Raw genomic sequence first — 18,043 nt, forward strand, 5'->3', positions numbered from 1 at the left:
CTCATAGACCGCGCAATCGGCTTTCCCAAGAGCCTGAATTGGACTAAGCCGCAAGGCATGACACAGAACACGCCTCCCGGTGATCGCATCGCCAAAGTCATCGCCCGCGCGGGTCTCGCCAGCCGTCGCGAGGCCGAGCAGATGATCCTGCAAGGCCGTGTGTCGGTGAACGGCAAGACCATCGACAGTCCGGCGCTGAACGTGACGCCGTCCGACAAGGTGGTGGTCAACGGCAAGGTCGTGGGCACGCCCGACGAGCCGCGCATCTGGCTCTATCACAAGCCCGTTGGCCTCGTGACGACCACCAAGGACGAACAGGGGCGCGCGACGATCTTCGACAAGCTGCCCGAGGACATGCCCCGCGTGATGAGCGTGGGGCGTCTCGACCTCAATTCCGAAGGGTTGCTGCTTCTGACCAACGACGGTGGCATCAAGCGCAAGCTGGAATTGCCCTCTACCGGTTGGCTGCGCAGATACCGCGTGCGGGTGAAGGGGCAGCCCACCGACGAAAGCCTGGAGCCCTTGCGCAAGGGATTGGTGATCGACGGCGAGCGGTTCCAACCGATGATTGTGAACCTCGACCGGCAGCAGGGCGCAAATGCCTGGCTGACAATTGGCCTGCGCGAAGGCAAGAATCGCGAGATCCGCCGTGCATTGGCGGACCTCGGTCTGACGGTGAACCGTCTGATCCGAATCTCCTACGGTCCCTTCCAGCTGGGTCAGTTGAAGGCCGGTGCCGTTGAAGAGCTGCGTCGCAAGGTCGTGCGAGACCAGTTGGGCCTTGAAACCGTGCCCGATGCCAAGCCCGCCAAGCCCAAGACTGCAAAGGGAAATTCCCTCCGGCGCAAGCCGCGGCCGAACAAGGCGAAAAAGAGTCCCTGAACTTTCCTCTTGAGCGCCCATTTTCCGCCCGGATTCGCACCGAACGTGGCGGCATGTTGATCACATTCTTCACATCAGCCATCCTTGTGACCTCGGTCCTGCTTGTCCTGTCGAACCTGGGCACGGTTGCAGATGACACGTCCAAGGCGCTGCGCGGCGCGGTTCAGCGTATCCGTACGCAGGGGGGCGCGGCATCCTGGGTCGCCTTCGCGGTCATGTGGTTGACGATCTTCGCGTTGGGGTTGCTGTGATGGACATGCAGATGGACAACGTCATCGACATGAACCGCAGCGCCGCTCTTGGCCAGTCTGCGCCCGTCGATGACGTGCCGGTTGGTTTCATGGTTCTTGCCACCTGCCCATTGATCCTGTGGCTTCTCGACGGAACCGTTGCGGGCATCGCGTCAGCTCTTCTGATCATCACGCTTTTCGCGGTGGGTCTCGTCTTTCTGTCGTTCGGTCAGAAAAACCACCTGGCCTACGACGCGGCCGAGATTGCACCCCGCCCGAAAATTCCGTTCAAGCTGATCGGAAGCTGCATCGTGGCGCTCGTCATCGGGCTTCTGGCATCGACGAAAATTTCGGTTCCCGCGATTCCGCTCGTGATCGGAATGTCGATCTTTATTCTGTGCCTCGTGTCCTTCGGCCTCGATCCGATGCGCGACAAGGGTACGGACAACCCCGCGTTGCGGATGCGCTTCGTGAACCAGCGCGTTTATCAGGATTTCGACGACCGGTTCGAACGTCTTGCGATCACCCTGAGCGATCTCGACGATGACGAACTGTCCGAACGCACGCGGATCGCCACGAACAAGGTGATGGGTCTGCTTGGAACCGTTGATCTGAAAACACCGACGTTGCAAAAGATCGCGCCGTCCGTCTCCAAGATGCTGACCAAGATGGAGGCCGAAGTCGCCACCCTTGTGGACCGGACCGATGGCCTGCCAAGCCGCTTTGAACGCCGCAAGTTTCACATGAAGATGGTGGCGCTTGTCGACGCGTTCGAGGTCCGTGCACGGAAAAGCGGCATCGCCCGCGGGCGCAACAATTTCGAGCTTCAGACCGATGTCCTTTTCCAGCGGATGAACCGTAAAGACTCGGTCTGAGCGGATCTGCGCCGACTTCCCCCTAGTAAGCCTCTGACACATCCCCTAAGTTTCGAAGGACACTTGGGAAAGGGGTTTTCATGTCCGGTGCCGGCCTGCAACGAATAAGCTACGCGTTGCTTCTCGTCGTCCTGTTCGGGGTCACCAGCGGCTTGCTCGGAGGGCTCTGAGCATGGCCCAGCGCTATGGTGGCAAATACAGCCCGGATGGATCGTCGTCCGACCGCACGGAAACGCCCACCCCGAAAGGCTTTAAAGGGGCGACCGTTGATCCGGTTGGCGCACGCTCGAACATCCTGTTCATTCCGCCCATCATCCTCGCCTTCACGTCGATCAACGAAGGGGCCATCGGAATGGGTCTCGGGCTGGTTGGCGCGGGCGTCCTGCTGCTCGGGGCGTGGCTCCTGCGCGGAGGTTTGACTGCCGAAGCGGCCTACAACGCCCGCAAGGTGGCGCGTCGCCCGGCATTCCCGCGCAAGATGGCAGCGGCCCTGATGACCGGGGCTGGCGTGGGCATCGCGGCCTTTGCGAATGAACCGGGCTTGATCGCTCCCGTCATCTACGGCGTGGCCGCAGGCGCGCTTCATATCGGCGCTTTCGGCATCGACCCTTTGCGGAACAAGGGCATGGAGGGCATCGACACCTTCCAGCAGGACCGCGTTGCGCGTGCCGTGGACGAGGCCGAGGCGCATCTGGCCGCCATGCGCGATGCGATTGCGCGCTCGGGTGACCGCCGGATGATCGCACGGGTCGAACAGTTCCAGACCACAGCCAAAGACCTGTTCCGCACGGTCGAAGACGACCCCCGCGATCTGACCGGCGCCAAGAAATATTTGAGCGTCTATTTGATGGGCGCGCGCGATGCCACGATCAAGTTCGCCGATGTCTACGCCCGCACAAACGACCCGCAGGCGCGCGCGGATTACGAATCCTTGCTCGACGATCTGGAAAAGAACTTCTCGGCCAGGACCCGCAAGATGCTGCTCGATGACCGTTCGGACCTGACGGTCGAAATCGATGTGCTGCGCGACAGGTTGAAACGCGAGGGCGTTCGAATTGATCGCGACATGAAATAGAGTAGAAATGAGTTTTAGAGGGAACCTCGATGTCTGAAACAGTCCGTGCCAAAGCCCAGGATGCGCTTGCCTTGGTTGAAGAAGTCAACGCCGTCATCCTGCCCGAACCCAAGGCAGCCGACGCGGTCGTGCCGCTGGCAAAAGCCGACCCGGCCCTGAGCGAGGAGATCCGGTCCCGCATGGCCGAAATCGACATGAGCGATACGCAATCCATCGTGTCCTTCGGATCGAACGCCCAGGCGGAGCTTCAGGAAATCTCGCAAGCCATGCTGGCGGATGTGCGCAACAAGGACGTCGGCCCGGCAGGAGACAGCCTCCGTGGTATCGTGAGCACGATCCGGGGCTTCTCGGTATCCGAGTTGGATGTGCGCCGCGAACGCAGCTGGTGGGAAAAATTGCTGGGGCGCGCCGCCCCGTTTGCCAAGTTCACCGCGAAGTTCGAGCAGGTGCAAGGCCAGATCGACCGGATCACCGATGACCTTCTCAAGCACGAACACACGCTGCTCAAGGACATCAAATCGCTGGACTTGCTCTACGACAAGACGCTCCAGTTCTACGACGAGCTTGCGCTGTATATCGCTGCGGGCGAAGAAAAGCTGAGCGTCCTCGACAACACCGACATCCCGGCGAAAGAGGCCGAGGTGCAGGCGGCCGCCGAAGACGATCAGATGATGAAGGCACAGGAACTGCGCGATCTGAGGGCCGCGCGTGACGATCTGGAACGTCGCGTGCACGACCTGAAGCTCACGCGGCAGGTCACGATGCAGTCTCTGCCGTCGATCCGGTTGGTGCAGGAAAACGACAAGTCGCTGGTCACCAAGATCAACTCGACCCTGGTGAACACCGTCCCGCTTTGGGAAACGCAACTGGCGCAAGCCGTCACGATCCAACGCTCTGCCGAAGCCGCAGCGGCCGTCCGCGATGCGAACGATCTGACCAACGAACTGCTTACCTCGAACGCCAAGAACCTGCGCGACAGCAACAAGCTGATCCGCGAGGAAATGGAGCGCGGGGTCTTCGATATCGAAGCGGTCAAGCAGGCCAACGCGGATCTGATCGGCACCATACAGGAAAGCCTCCAGATCGCCGATGAAGGCAAGGCCAAGCGGGCTGCGGCGGAGGTCGAACTCAAGAAGATGGAGGCCGAACTCCGCGATACGCTGGCTTCCGCCAAGGCACGCAAGGATGGTCTGGGCGACACGACCGCTGCGTCCATGCCGGACCAGTAAAGCCGACATGCGGCGCTGGCGGCATATCCTGTGGTCCTGCGCCGCTCTTGCGGCCCTGTCGGCATGCGATCCGCTCTCCACCGATAACGTTCCGGCGGACACCAAACCGCAGGCACGGCCGGATCGTCCGGTCGCCGTGGCGGAACCGAAGCCGAAAGAACCTTCGGCTGAATCGATGTCGCTGCGCCGCTATTATGCCCGCGTTCAGGAAGACCTCTTGGCGCGTGGTCTCCTGCGGGTCGATGGTGGCGGCATCGACACGCCGTTTACCGACCAGATGCTTGCCCGCAACTTTGAACGCATCGCGTTGGCCGAGGAATACACCCGCGGGGCCGGGCTCCAACCGTCAAGCGGTGCGTTGGGCGAAATCAAGAAATGGGTGATTCCGGTCCGCGTCGAAGTGATCTTCGGTGACAGTCTGTCAGAAACCGATCAGGTGCAGGATCGCCAGAGCCTGACAAGCTACACGCGTCGCTTGTCGCGCGTCTCCGGGCATCCGATCTCGATGGTCTCGTCGCAGGCTAATTTCCACGTTTTGGTGATGGGCGAAGACGACAAAGATCAACTGCGCGCAACACTCGACCGCATCGCCCCCGGCATGGAGGCGTCCAGCCGTGCGATCTTCCTCAACCTGCCACGCTCCATTCATTGCCTTGTCGTCGCGTTCGCCGATTCCGCATCCGGCAGCGCCTATCGTCAGGCGGTCGCTCTGGTGCGGACGGAACACCCCGACCTGACGCGACGCGCCTGCTATCACGAGGAACTGGCGCAGGGCCTTGGTCTCGCCAATGACGATCAGAACGCACGCCCGTCGATTTTCAACGATGACGAGGAATTCGCGCTTCTGACCAGCCACGACGAGATGCTGCTGAAAATGCTCTACGATCCCCGCCTCACCCCCGGCATGACCGCCGACCAGGCCCGCCCCATCGTGCGGGCGCTCGCGCAGGAACTGACGGGCGGCGGACCAAGCTGACTTAACGGAGACTTCTGATGCCCATTTTCGACTTTCTCAGTGGCCAATTCATCGACGTCATCCAGTGGACCGACGACACGCGCGATACGATGGTGTGGCGGTTCGAACGCGAAGGCCACGAGATCAAGTACGGCGCGAAACTCACCGTGCGCGAAGGGCAGGCGGCCGTGTTCGTGCACGAAGGACAGTTGGCGGACGTGTTCACGCCCGGGCTCTACATGCTTGAAACCAACAACATGCCGATCCTGACATCGTTGCAGCACTGGGATCACGGCTTCCGGTCACCCTTCAAATCCGAGATCTACTACGTCAACACGACCCGGTTTCAGGATCTGAAATGGGGCACCAAGAACCCGATCATCTGCCGCGATCCTGAATTCGGCCCGGTTCGCCTTCGCGCCTTCGGCACCTATTCGGTGCGCGTCATCGACCCCGCGAAATTCCTGGTCGAGATCGTGGGCACCGACGGCGAATTCACGATGGACGAGATCAGCTACCAGATTCGCAACATCATCGTGCAGGAATTCTCCCGTACCATCGCGCGTGCCGGGATCCCGGTGCTCGACATGGCGGCGAACACACGCGAGTTGGGTATGCTTTTGGCCAAGGAAATCGCGCCGACTTTGGCAGAGTACGGTCTGGAACTGCCCGAGCTCTATATCGAGAACATCTCTCTGCCCCCCGCAGTCGAAGAGGTGCTGGACAAGCGGTCCTCGATGGGCGTGATCGGCAACCTCAATCAATACATGCAGTTTCAGGCCGCGGAGGCTTTGGGCAAGGACGGGGCAGGGGCCGCGGCCATTCAGGCGGGGCTTGGCGCCGGGCTTGGTATGCAGATCGGTCACGCCGCGGCCCAGTCGGGCCCGTGGGGCGGCACGCAGCACGTGCAGGGCGCTGCCCCCACCTCGCGCCAGATGCCGCCACCGCCCCCCGTCGAGCATGTGTGGCACGTAGCCGAAAACGGCGAAACCAAGGGGCCGTTTTCCAAGGCCGCGCTGGGACGCATGGCGACCGAAGGGGCGCTGACCCGCGAAAGCTATGTCTGGACCGCAGGGCAGGACGGTTGGAAGAAGGCCGAGGACGTGATGGAGCTCGCGCAGCTATTCACGGTCCTGCCACCACCCCCGCCGGGTGCGTGATCGCAGTGTGCATTTGAAAAGAGAAGAAGCAGGGGACACGGCCTTGTCCGAGCAGACGCGAACCGCACCCGTGGAAGAGCACCGCTTTCCCTGCGATCAATGCGGTGCCGATTTCCGCTTTGATCCGGAGCGCGGGCTATTGCTGTGCGACCATTGCGGCAACACAAGCGAGATCGCGGGCTCTGGCCCCTGGGCCGCAGGCGGCATCCGCGAGATCGATTTCGAAACCGCGATCGCGAACCGGCTTCCCGCACAGGAAATGGAAGAGACGCGAGTTTCGAAATGCCCCAACTGCGCTGCGCAGGTGGAATTCGATCCGGGCGTTCACGCCGCCGAATGCCCGTTTTGCGCGACGCCCGTGGTCGCCGACACGGGCAGCAACCGACATATCAAACCCAAGGGCGTCGTTCCCTTTACCCTCGACGAAAAAGCGGCGCGCGCCGCGATGACCGACTGGCTCGGTCGTTTATGGTTCGCGCCGAACGGTTTGCAGAACTACGCGCGCAAGGGCCGGCGGATGACGGGCATCTATGTTCCCTACTGGACGTTCGACGCGGACACGAAATCGACCTACCGAGGCGAGCACGGAACCGTCTACTACGAAACCCGCCGTGTCGTCCGCAATGGGAAGTCCGAAACCGTGCGCGTGGCGAAGGTCCGTTGGCGTCCCGCCTCTGGCCGCGTGGCGCGGTTTTTCGACGATGTGCTTGTCCTTGCGTCGCGGTCCCTGCCCAAGCGGCAGACCGATGCGCTCGAGCCTTGGGACCTGTCGCGGCTTGAGCCCTACCACCCGGAATACTTGGCGGGCTTTCGGGCCGAGGCGTACGGCGTCGAGCTGCGCGAAGGGTTCGTCGAAGCGCGGAGCTATATGGATCGCGTGATCCTACGAGACGTCAAGTTCGACATCGGCGGTGATCGTCAGCGCGTTCACAATGTCGACACGCGGATTTCGGATGTGACCTTCAAGCACATCCTGCTGCCGGTCTGGCTGGCCGCGTACAAGTACCGGGGCAAAAGCTATCGCTTCGTGGTCAACGGTCAAACCGGCGCGGTGCAGGGTGAACGTCCGTGGTCGGCGTGGAAAATCGCGTTTGCCGTGGTCATTGGTCTGATCCTCGCGGCTGTCGTGGGATACGTCGCCGCGATGAGTCAGTAGCGATCAGACCAGCATCCCGCCATCGGTGTCGTCGCCGGCCTCTTCGAGAAGAACGCTCATGTCCGGCACGGTGATGTGGCGCTTGCCTTCAAGCGTGATGACACCGTCCTTCTTGAGCGCCGATACCTGCCGCGACACGGTTTCGAGCGTCAGGCCAAGGTAGTCCGCCATCGCTTCGCGCGTGAGGGGCAGGTCAAAGGTCACCGGCCCGTCAAGCCCGCCAAGGTTCAGCGTCGCATCGCGGCGCGCGATGATTGACAGCAGCGACGCGATCTTTTCCCGCGCGGTCTTGCGCCCCAGAACGAGCATCCATTCGCGGGCGGCATCCAGTTCGTCCAGAGTCATCTGCAACAGGCGCTGCGCGATATGCGGGGTGCGCTCCATCAGGTCCTCGAACGGGGCCTTGCGGAAGCAGCACATGACCATGTCGGTGGTCGCGACCACGTCATAGGCTGCCGTGTTGCGACCGGGGCGGCCCACAAAATCGCTGGGAAGAAGCAGACCGACCATCTGCGTGCGCCCGTCTTCCATCGTCTGGGTCAGCGTCGCGATCCCCGAAACGACAGAGCCGACGAAATCCATCCGGTCGCCAGACCAGATCACGGTCTGACCGGCTTCGAATCGGCGGTAGTATTTGATGTCCTCGAGCCGATCGAGTTCATCGGCTTCGCACCGTGCGCAGACGGCCCGGTGGCGAATGGGGCAATCGGCGCAGTCTTGCGTGACGTTGAGGCTGGTTTCTTTCAACATGGGTCCGGTCTTGATCTGTATCAATGCTGCTCCCTCGCAACATACATAATGCTATGCATATGGTAGCGAGAACACAACTTTCCCGCTTGGGACTATTCGACGCGAAGGTGCCTCGATATACGAGTTACCCCACGTCGCCGCATTTCAAAAATGACGTGAAACCGGTGGATTTCTCGGGTTGGATCGAAGCGATCCCCGAAAATGCCAACATATCTCTCTATCTGCATGTGCCGTTTTGTCGCCGCCTGTGCTGGTTCTGTGCCTGCCGTACGCAAGGAACCGCGAGCGCTGAGCCAGTTACCGCCTATGTCGAAACGCTCAAGGACGAACTTTCGCTGCTCAAGCGGCATCTGCCGCGCGGCGTGCGGCTGTCGCGGCTGCACTGGGGGGGTGGAACGCCCACGCTGCTGACACCCGATCACATGCGCGATCTGACGGCCACGGTCCGCGAAGTGGCGGATTTCGCCGAAGACTACGAATTTTCCGTCGAGATCGATCCGAACGAGATCGACGCGGCACGGCTTGATGTGCTGTTCGAAGGCGGGATGAACCGTGCTTCCATCGGTGTTCAGGACTTCGACCCCGGCATTCAAAAGACCATCGGCCGCGAACAAAGCTTCGAAACCACGAAACGCGCCGTCGATATGATCCGCGAGCGCAGCATTCAAAGCCTCAACGCCGATATTCTCTATGGCCTGCCGGACCAGACACGCAGCAAGATCGTTGATTCGGTGCAGAAACTTCTGTCGCTTTCACCGGACCGTGTTGCGCTTTATGGCTACGCCCACGTCCCGTGGATGGCAAAGCGCCAACAGATGATTCCGTCCGACGCGCTGCCGCGACCGGATGAACGGCTCGATCTGTTCGAGACCGCGCGCAAGCTGTTCGTGTGGGACAATTACGACGAGATCGGCATCGACCACTTCGCGACCAAATCCGATGGCCTGTCGGTCGCTGCGCGCAACGGGACGCTGCGCCGCAATTTTCAGGGCTACACCGACGATACATCCGATGTGCTTGTCGGCCTCGGCGCCTCCTCGATATCGCGTTTCCCGCAGGGCTACGCGCAGAACGCCCCCGGGACATCGGCCTATACCAAGGCGATCCGCGCGCACGAGTTCTCGACGGTGCGGGGCCACAGCTTCACCGCGCAAGACAAGCTGCGCGCGCGCATGATCGAAATGCTTATGTGCGATTTCCGCGTCGATGTGGCCGAGCTTGTGGCCGGTTACGATACTACAGAAACCGAGATGCGGGACCTGCTCAAGCGGACGAACGATGCGTTCGAGAACATTCTGGTTTTGGATGACCGGGGTCTTTTCGTACCGCGTGAGGCCCGCCCGCTGACCCGCATCATCGCGCGCAGCTTTGATACCTACGAGCTGTCCTCAGCCGGGCACAGTTCAGCGATCTAGCTCGCCAGATCAAAGGCCGCGGCCATCAGCGTCTTGGTGTATTCCGTCTGCGGGTTCGTGAACACGTCCTGCGCCGATCCGTATTCCACAACGTCACCCGCCTTCATCACGATCACCTTGTGAGACATCGCCCGCACCACCTTCAGGTCATGGCTGATGAACAGATACGCCAGGTCGTATTTCTGTTGCAGATCGCGCAAGAGGTTCACGATCTGCACCTGCACGGTCATATCAAGCGCCGATGTCGGCTCGTCCAGCACCACCAGCTTGGGGCGCAGCACCATTGCGCGGGCAATCGCAATGCGCTGCCTCTGGCCGCCGGAAAACTCGTGTGGATACCGGTGCATCGTTGCGGGGTCGAGCCCGACCTCTGTCATCACCTCGGTGACCAGATCCCGCTCTGTCCGGCCATCGGGCGATCCGTGTACGCCAAGACCCTCCGCGATGATCTGCTCGCAGGTCATGCGTGGGCTCAGGGATCCGTAGGGGTCCTGGAACACAATCTGCATCTCGCTCCGCAGCTTCCGCAGCCGCTTGGTCGACCAGTCGCGCACGTTCTGACCGCGATAGGTGATCCCGCCCTCGGACTGGATCAGCCGCATGATCGCCAGCGCCAGCGTCGTCTTGCCCGACCCGGATTCGCCCACAATCCCCACGGTTTCACCCGCCCGCACCGCGATCGACGCGTCATTCACCGCCTTCACATAGCCGACGGTCCGCTTGAGAAAGCCTTTCTGAATCGGGAACCAGATCTTGACGTTGTCGGTCCGCGCAATCTCTTCCGCGTCGGCCTTGACCGGGTCAGGCGATCCGGTCGACTCCGCGCTCAGCAGCATCTGCGTGTAGGGGTGTTGCGGGTTGGCGAAGATCTCGTGCGTCGGGCCGGTTTCCACGATCTGCCCATCCTTCATCACGCAAACCCGGTCGGCGATCTTGCGCACGATGGCAAGGTCATGGGTTATGAACAGCAGGCTCATGTCCTCGGCCTCTTTCAGATCGGCCAGGAGTTGCAGGATCTGCGCCTGGATCGTCACGTCGAGCGCCGTTGTCGGCTCGTCCGCGATCAGCAGTTCCGGCCCGTTCGCCAGCGCCATCGCGATCATCACGCGCTGTCTCTGGCCGCCCGACAATTGGTGCGGATAGGCACCAAGCCGACTTTCGGGATCGCGGATCCCCACCTTGTTCAAGAGCTCGATAATCCGCGTCCGCGCCGCGGCACCGGTGAGGCCCTGATGCAGGGCCATGGATTCCTCCAACTGCTTTTCCAGCGTGTGCAGCGGATTGAGCGAGGTCATTGGTTCCTGGAAGATGAAGCTGATGTCGTTGCCCCGGATACGCCGAAGCTGCGCATCATCCGCGCCGACCATCTCTTCGCCATTGTAGAGGACCGATCCGTCCACCCGCGCGGAATCGCCCAAGAGCGACACGGTGGACAATGCCGTGACCGATTTGCCCGAACCGGATTCCCCAACCAGTGCGACAGTCTCACCCCGTTCGATGTGGAACGACACGCCGCGAACCGCTGGCACGGTCTGCCCGTCCTGCCTGAACCCAACGGTCAGGTTCTTCACCTCGAGGATGTGGCTCATGTAAACGTCTTTCTCGGATCAAACGCGTCGCGGACGCCTTCAAAGATGAACACCAGCAGCGACAGCATCAGCGCGAACACGAAGAACGCGGTGAAGCCCAGCCACGGCGCCTGAAGGTTCTGTTTCGCCTGAAGCGTCAACTCCCCCAGCGACGGGGCCGAGGACGGTAAGCCGAACCCGAGGAAATCCAGCCCCGCCAGCGTGCTGATCGTGCCGGTCACGATGAAGGGCAGCATGGTGAGCGTCGCCACCATCGCGTTGGGCAACATGTGCCGGAACATGATCGTCGCGTTCGACACGCCCAATGCCTTGGCCGCCCGCACGTATTCGAGGTTCCGTGCCCGCAGGAATTCGGCGCGTACCACACCCACCAGCGCGGTCCAGCCGAACAGCACTGTGAGAAACACAAGAAGCCAGAAACTTCGCCCCAAGATCGCGAACAAAATGATGATGATGTAAAGCGACGGGGTCGATGACCAGATCTCGATGACCCGCTGGAAGATCAGGTCCAACCAACCGCCGAAATAGCCCTGCAAGGCGCCGGCCACGATGCCGACAACGCTGGCCAGAACGGTGACGATCAACGTAAACAGGATCGACAATCGGAACCCGTAGATCACCCGCGCCATCACATCGCGCTTGGTGTCGTCCGTGCCCAGCCAGTTCTGTTCGTTGGGCGGCAGGGGGGCCGCACCGGGCCGGTCCACCGGCGTCTGGTAGTCGTAGGGGATCGGCGGCCAAAGCGCCCAGCCCCTGTAGAAATCGCCCTCCAGAACCATGCCCGCATCGACCTGTTCAACCAGGCCCTCGGGATCGTCGAAACACTCCTCCAGACCGCCCGTACGGATCAGGCACTGCACCTCGGGATCGCGATAGGCGGCCTCGGTTCGGAAGTCGCCGCCAAATTCGGTTTCGGCGTAAAAGTTGAAGATCGGCGTGTAATACTCACCGCGATACTGCACGAGGATCGGTTTGTCGTTGGCGATGAACTCGGCCAGCAACGACAACCCGAACAGCACGCAGAAGATCCAAAGCGACCAGAACGCGCGGCGATTGCGTTTGAAGTTGTTCCAACGCCGTTGGTTCAAGGGCGAAAGCGTGAACCGTTTTCGCACCGGCGCGACTGGCACCGCCGGGCTGGGTTCGGTCACGATATCGCGGTCGTTCGGTTCTGGATTGGCCGCCATGCGTCAGCCCTCCCGCCGCTCGAAATCGATGCGCGGATCGACCAGAACGTACATCAGGTCAGACAGAATCCCCACGAGCAGCCCGATAAGCCCGAACACGAACAGCGTTCCGAAGATCACCGGGTAATCCCGCGCCACCGCAGCCTCGAAGCCGAGCCGCCCCAGACCATCCAGCGAAAAGATCGTTTCGATGATGAGAGAGCCGGAAAAGAACACGCCGATGAACACGGCAGGAAAGCCTGCGATGACGATCAGCATCGCGTTGCGGAAGACATGACCGTACAGCACCTGCCGTTCCGAAAGACCCTTGGCCCGCGCGGTGATCACGTACTGTTTCTTGATCTCGTCCAGAAAGCTGTTTTTCGTCAGCAGTGTTAGCGTCGCAAAGGCCGAAATTGTCGAGGCGATCACCGGCAGTGCGATGTGCCAGAAATAGTCGGCCACCTTGCCCAGAAGGGAAAGGTCCTCGAAATTATCCGATGTCAGCCCGCGCAACGGGAATATCTGAAAATACGACCCGCCGGCGAACAACACCAGCAACAGGATCGCGAACAGGAACCCCGGGATCGCATAGGCCACGATGATCGCCGCCGAGGTGTAGGTATCGAACGGCGTGCCGTCCTTGACCGCCTTTCGGATGCCTAGCGGGATCGACACGATATAGGCGATGATGGTGGACCAAAGGCCCAGCGAAATGGACACCGGCATCTTTTCCAGCACCAGCTCCATCACCCCGATCGACCTGAAATAGCTTTCCCCGAAATCGAGCCGCAGGTAGTTCCACATCATGATGCCGAACCGTTCGATCGCGCCGATTTCTTCCTTGGTGCAGGCCGGATCGTCGAGATCGGGCTCTCCGACATAGCCGTCCTCACAGACGATCCGCGCGAAGCCGAACTCGATCTCCAGCGTCTCGATGAATTCCTTGGGCAGGCCGCGCGCGCCGATATAGTCGCTGTCCGATCCGAACGTCTCTTCCGCGTTCTGCCCGCCGCCATCGCCCGAGAACCCGGCAAATACGTCACCTTCGCCCTGAAAACGGGCAAGGGTTTGTTCGATCGGGCCGCCGGGCACGAACTGAGTCAGGGCGAAGTTGATGATCATGATTCCGAACAGTGTCGGAATGATCAGCAACAGGCGTCGAAGAATATAGGCTCCCAAGGGTCAATTACCTCAGCGCGCCAGCGGCCCTCAGGGCCTCGTACTTCTCTTCGTTGAACCACCAGAAATCCAGGATGCCCAGGCCGAGCGGCGGCAGGTTTTCAGGATGTTCGAACATATCGTAATAGGCGATCCAGTATTCGGGCACATAACCCGCATGGGCAATGACCCGTTCATAGCGCAGCGCGCGGTCAAGGGCCGTCATCGCAACCAGTTCTTCCTCGCGCGATTCCGCATCCAAGGCCGCTTCGATGATTGCGTCGACCATCGGGCTGCGCAGCGCAGAGGGGTTCCACGACGACACTTCGGCGGTCTCGGATCCGAACAGTTGCTTCAACCCAGTGCCGATGGTGGCGAAAGTCTGAATCGACGTCTGGATCATGTCGTAATCCTTGTCGAGGAACCGCTGTTGCCCTTGCGCAGAGTCCACAGCGTTCGCGTTCACCCGGATGCCCCAGTCGCGCAACGTGTTCACGTAGGTCTCGATCGTGGCCTGCCGCGTGTCGTCCCAGGTCGACAGGACAAGAAAATCAATCGTCATCTGCTCGCCGTTCTCGTTCACGAGACGGCCCTGATCGTCCACAGTCCAACCTTCATCGGCCAGAATGCGCAGCGCGGTCCGCTTGTTGCGGCGATCGACAGGAGAGTCCTTGTCCGAGGTATGCGCCATGACGACCGGTTCGGTCAGCATCTCTTCCGGCACCACGTCACCCAGGGACTGCAAAAATGCCAGCTCTTCGCCCTCCGGCGCGCCCTTGGCTTCCCATTCCTGCCCCTCGGCAAAGGAGTTCCGCTGCGTCGTCAGATCGAATTCCAGCGATTCCCGCGTCCATTCGAAATTGAAGGCCAGTGACAGCGCGTGGCGCACATTGCGGTTGTCGACCGGCGCACGCAGCGTGTTGAAGATCACGCCGGAATTGAGCGGTGCCGTCTGGTCGGGCAGCGCCTCCTTGACCACATGCCCGTCCTCGAGCGCCGGGAAATCATAGCCCGTCGCCCAGCGCTTGCTCGAACCTTCGGACCGGAAGGTGTATTCCCCGGCCTTGAACGCCTCGAACTCGGCGGTGGCATCGGCGAAATACTCGATGCGGATGCGGTCGAAATTGTGCCGCCCGACATTCACCGGGTGATCCCAGCCCCAGTAATTCGGGTTCCGTTCGTAGACCACGTAGCGGTTGAATTCGTAATCCGCGACCTGGTAGGGACCCGTTCCCATCGGCGACAGCACCGACGGCTCGTCCAGCCGTTCGCCGGTTTCCTTGTACCACTCCTCGGAGAGCACGATCATCCCGCCCACCTGGCTGATCAGCGACCGGCGCGAGATGTCGTCGGCAAAGGTATAGCGCAGGGTCAGGTCGTCGATCACCTCCACGCCAGTGACCCGTTCGCTGACCGACCGCGAGAACGACCGGATGCCCTGTTCGATGAAGAGGTTGAAAGTGAACGCAGCATCCTGCGCCCGCATCGGCGCGCCATTGCGGAACACCACGTCGTCCCGCAGGTGAAACACACACCATTCCTTGGTCGTCGGATACTCGACCTCCCTTGCGAGCAGACAATACTGGTCGGTGAGCGAATCCGCAGGCACCGGCGTGCCGAACGTGTCACCGGCCAGCAGCGATTCACCGACGACGTCGGAGTTCGTCTGCGGATTTCCGCGCCAGGCCCAGCGGTTGAACCCATCGAACGTGCCGCGCGCGCTCAGCGTGATCTGACCGCCCTTGGGGGCATTGGGGTTCACGTAGTTGAAATGCTCGAAATCGGGCGGATAGATCAGATCGCCGAAATAGGAGTAGCCGTGCGACCGGATGATGGTGTCCTCACCGCTGTGGCTCTCGGCAAAGGCCAAGCTGCCTGTGCCGCCTGCCGTCGCCGCGACGGCGCTGCCCCCGAGAAGCTTCAGGGTCTGCCGGCGATTGATGTCCGTGGTGTAGGGCCAGCCGCGTTTGTTGGGCATAGTAACTCTCCGTAGCTCATTCGGCGCGTCTTTGCACTATCATGTAAGCTAAAGAACCAATCTGCCCACATTCAAGGCGAGAATGCGTGAGCGGGGCGCAAATGCCGAGGGAAAAACGCGATTGTGAAAAAGAAAAACCGCCACCCGGGCGGGCAGCGGTTTCGGAATGCGTCAAGGTTGTTCGGATCAGTCGCCGATCGTGTCCAGATAGGCGATCAGGTTGGCCCGATCTTCGGCGTTGCTCAGGCCGGCGAAGCCCATCGTCGTGCCGGGGGCCCAGCCACGAGGGTTTTCGATGAACCCGTTGAGGTTTTCCGGGGTCCAGACATCGGCCACTTCCGACAGCGCGCCGGAGTAGTTGAAGCCGTCCGCGGCACCGACGTCACGGCCCACGATGTTGTAGAGGTACGGACCCGCCGCGTTTTCGCCCGCTTCGAGCTTGTGGCAGGCGCGGCACTTGCCGAACTGGCGCTCACCGGCACCCACATCGGCCGAGGCCAGCAGCGTCTCGAAGTCGACTTCTTCTTCGACTTCCGCAGTCTCTTCGCCTTCACCGGTGTCGATTACGTAAACCGCAACCTCTTCACCGTGGGCCCCGCCCACGTGATAAAGCGTCTCTGCGGCCCATTTGCCCAGAAGAAAGACCAGCAGCGCGCCACAAAAGCTGCCGACGATCTTTGTAAAGGTCATTGTATCCAACATTGTGTGCGTATCCGTCCGCTAGTGTTTCTTGCGTGTCGCGCGGGTATCTATTGCTTCCCCTTGGCCAAGGCAAGGTGTAGAAGCCGCGACCAAACGCCCGGTGGGCCACAAGGACCGGAATCCGCATGACCAATGCCATCGCTTTTCAGGGGGAACTCGGCGCCTATTCCCACGAGGCCTGCCGCGACGCCCGCCCTGACATGGACGCGCTGCCCTGCCGCACGTTCGAGGACGTGATCGCCGCCGTGCAGACCGGCAAGGCCGATCTCGCCATGCTCCCGGTGGAAAACACGATCTACGGCCGCGTTGCCGACATTCACCGTTTGCTGCCGAAAAGCGGGCTCAAGATCGTGGACGAAGCGTTCGTGCGCGTACACATCAACCTGCTCGGTGTGCCCGGTGCGCGCCTCGAAGATGTGACCGAGGCCCATTCCCACCTCGTGCTCCTGCCGCAATGCGCCACCTTCCTCGCGCAGCACGGCATCCAGGGCAAGGTGAACGCCGACAACGCCCGCGCCGCCCGCGAGATTGCCGAACGCGGCGATCCACACGCCGCCGCGCTGGCCAGCGAACTGGCAGGCGAAATCTATGGCCTCGACGTGCTGGCCCGCCATATCGAGGACACCGACAGCAACACCACCCGCTTCCTGCTCATGGCCCGCGAAGGCGACCAGACCCGCCGGGGCGATCATGGCATGATGACCACCTTCGTCTTCCAGGTCCGCAACATCCCCGCAGCGCTTTACAAGGCGATGGGGGGCTTTGCGACCAACGGCGTGAACATGACCAAGCTGGAATCCTACATGGTCGACGGCTCCTTCACCGCCACCCAATTCTACGCCGACATCGAAGGCCACCCCGACGACCCCGCCGTGGCACGGGCGCTCGAGGAACTGGATTACTTCACCGACATGCTGAACATTTTGGGCACCTACCCACGGGATCCGAGGCGGGATTAGACATCAACTGGGTGTCTGGCTTGCGGACGAAGCTGACGCCCAGGGACTGTTTGCAAATGGCCGCAATGAGAGTTTGACCATTTTGCTCGCAAGGCCTTAGCTTGCTGTGGCGCAACTGAAGGAATGCGATGATGGCGATAGAAACGTATTTGATCTATCTGGCAGCGGTTGCGGTTTTCTTCGCAACACCGCCGGACACCAGTCAGCTTCTCATCATTTCGAACAGCGTCAGACATGGGCTAAAGCGGAGCGCCTACACTATTGCCGGAGACCTGACTGCCAACAGCTTGCAAATGACCGGTGCAGCTTTCGGTCTCGCTGCAATCATCGCGACGTCAGCGAGCGCGTTCATTTGGATCAAATGGCTCGGGGTGGCCTATTTGGTGTGGATTGGCGTTCAGCTTCTTCTCTCAAAAGATCAAACAGATGACGTCGCCGCCGCTGAATCTGGCCAATCGTTTCGGTTGTTTCGTCAGGGCTTTGTGACGTCGATGGCAAACCCCTTTGCTGTCGTTTTTTTCGGGGCACTCTTTCCCCAGTTCATCGATCCGACATTGCCTGTGTTACCCCAGCTTCTGATTTTAGGTGTTACTTACCTGATCGTAGACGGAGCAATTTTGCTGGTCTGGGGATGGCTTGGAGTCCGCGCGGCAACGGCACTAAGGCGTTTTTCCTTTGGCTTGGTGAACAAGATTTGCGGCATGCTTATGATCGGCGCAGCGGCGTTGCTGGCAAGCAAAGACTTTCAGCCTCAGCGTTAG

17 protein-coding genes are annotated in these 18,043 nt (G+C 61.1%); 11 read left to right on the top strand and 6 right to left on the bottom strand.

Going from position 1 to position 18,043, the window contains the following annotated elements; translation table 11 throughout:
- Window positions 1-57 precede the first annotated feature (57 nt).
- The 8 genes from Q1B16_RS01175 (at window position 58) to Q1B16_RS01210 (ending at window position 7,562) form a co-directional block, all read left to right on the top strand.
- Window positions 58-882, top strand: a complete 825-nt coding sequence (locus Q1B16_RS01175; RefSeq protein ID WP_299784117.1) for a pseudouridine synthase — start codon at window positions 58-60, stop codon at window positions 880-882.
- Between the two features lie 53 nt (window positions 883-935).
- Window positions 936-1,133, top strand: a complete 198-nt coding sequence (locus Q1B16_RS01180; RefSeq protein ID WP_299784118.1) for a hypothetical protein — start codon at window positions 936-938, stop codon at window positions 1,131-1,133.
- Between the two features lie 11 nt (window positions 1,134-1,144).
- Window positions 1,145-1,987: a hypothetical protein gene (locus tag Q1B16_RS01185; protein ID WP_299784119.1), complete on the top strand. Its 843-nt coding sequence runs from the start codon at window positions 1,145-1,147 to the stop codon at window positions 1,985-1,987.
- A 172-nt stretch (window positions 1,988-2,159) separates the two neighbouring features.
- Complete coding sequence (locus Q1B16_RS01190) at window positions 2,160-3,062, top strand: 5-bromo-4-chloroindolyl phosphate hydrolysis family protein (RefSeq protein WP_299784120.1); 903 nt, start codon at window positions 2,160-2,162, stop codon at window positions 3,060-3,062.
- A gap of 29 nt (window positions 3,063-3,091) precedes the next feature.
- A complete protein-coding gene (locus Q1B16_RS01195) occupies window positions 3,092-4,291 on the top strand; it encodes a toxic anion resistance protein (RefSeq protein ID WP_299784121.1) in 1,200 nt (399 codons plus the stop codon).
- A gap of 7 nt (window positions 4,292-4,298) precedes the next feature.
- Window positions 4,299-5,267: a DUF2927 domain-containing protein gene (locus Q1B16_RS01200; protein ID WP_299784122.1), complete on the top strand. Its 969-nt coding sequence runs from the start codon at window positions 4,299-4,301 to the stop codon at window positions 5,265-5,267.
- 17 nt (window positions 5,268-5,284) lie between these two features.
- On the top strand, window positions 5,285-6,406 hold the full coding sequence (locus tag Q1B16_RS01205; RefSeq protein WP_299784124.1) for an SPFH domain-containing protein: 1,122 nt from the start codon (window positions 5,285-5,287) through the stop codon (window positions 6,404-6,406).
- 43 nt (window positions 6,407-6,449) lie between these two features.
- Window positions 6,450-7,562, top strand: coding sequence for a TFIIB-type zinc finger domain-containing protein (locus tag Q1B16_RS01210; protein ID WP_299784126.1), 1,113 nt, complete (start codon window positions 6,450-6,452; stop codon window positions 7,560-7,562).
- Window positions 7,563-7,565: 3 nt separating this feature from the next.
- On the opposite strand, the gene fnrL is transcribed toward Q1B16_RS01210, so the two are convergent.
- Window positions 7,566-8,312 (bottom strand): transcriptional regulator FnrL, encoded by a 747-nt coding sequence (gene fnrL / locus Q1B16_RS01215; protein WP_299784128.1) that lies wholly within the window; start codon window positions 8,310-8,312, stop codon window positions 7,566-7,568.
- Between the two features lie 59 nt (window positions 8,313-8,371).
- On the opposite strand from fnrL, the gene hemN reads away from it, so the two are divergent.
- On the top strand, window positions 8,372-9,727 hold the full coding sequence (gene hemN, locus Q1B16_RS01220) for an oxygen-independent coproporphyrinogen III oxidase (RefSeq protein ID WP_299784130.1): 1,356 nt from the start codon (window positions 8,372-8,374) through the stop codon (window positions 9,725-9,727).
- Here the strand turns inward: hemN and Q1B16_RS01225 are convergent.
- The 5 genes from Q1B16_RS01225 to Q1B16_RS01245 all read right to left on the bottom strand — a co-directional run bounded on the left by Q1B16_RS01225 (window position 9,724) and on the right by Q1B16_RS01245 (window position 16,323).
- Entirely contained in the window at window positions 9,724-11,316 is a 1,593-nt protein-coding gene (locus Q1B16_RS01225) for an ABC transporter ATP-binding protein (RefSeq protein ID WP_299784132.1), read from the bottom strand. The two genes, hemN and Q1B16_RS01225, sit on opposite strands and share 4 nt — an antisense overlap.
- A complete protein-coding gene (locus tag Q1B16_RS01230; protein WP_299784134.1) occupies window positions 11,313-12,503 on the bottom strand; it encodes an ABC transporter permease in 1,191 nt (396 codons plus the stop codon). The genes Q1B16_RS01225 and Q1B16_RS01230 overlap by 4 nt, the downstream gene beginning before the upstream one ends.
- Window positions 12,504-12,506: 3 nt before the next feature.
- On the bottom strand, window positions 12,507-13,664 hold the full coding sequence (locus tag Q1B16_RS01235; RefSeq protein ID WP_299784136.1) for an ABC transporter permease subunit: 1,158 nt from the start codon (window positions 13,662-13,664) through the stop codon (window positions 12,507-12,509).
- Window positions 13,665-13,671: 7 nt separating this feature from the next.
- Entirely contained in the window at window positions 13,672-15,621 is a 1,950-nt protein-coding gene (locus Q1B16_RS01240; protein WP_299784138.1) for an extracellular solute-binding protein, read from the bottom strand.
- A gap of 186 nt (window positions 15,622-15,807) precedes the next feature.
- A complete protein-coding gene (locus tag Q1B16_RS01245; protein ID WP_299784141.1) occupies window positions 15,808-16,323 on the bottom strand; it encodes a c-type cytochrome in 516 nt (171 codons plus the stop codon).
- A 125-nt stretch (window positions 16,324-16,448) separates the two neighbouring features.
- Between Q1B16_RS01245 and Q1B16_RS01250 the strand changes: the two genes are divergently transcribed.
- Entirely contained in the window at window positions 16,449-17,282 is an 834-nt protein-coding gene (locus Q1B16_RS01250; RefSeq protein ID WP_299784143.1) for a prephenate dehydratase, read from the top strand.
- A gap of 131 nt (window positions 17,283-17,413) precedes the next feature.
- Window positions 17,414-18,043 (top strand): LysE family translocator, encoded by a 630-nt coding sequence (locus tag Q1B16_RS01255; RefSeq protein ID WP_299784145.1) that lies wholly within the window; start codon window positions 17,414-17,416, stop codon window positions 18,041-18,043.

Source organism: uncultured Marivita sp. (assembly GCF_947488135.1).
GTDB lineage: Bacteria > Pseudomonadota > Alphaproteobacteria > Rhodobacterales > Rhodobacteraceae > Marivita.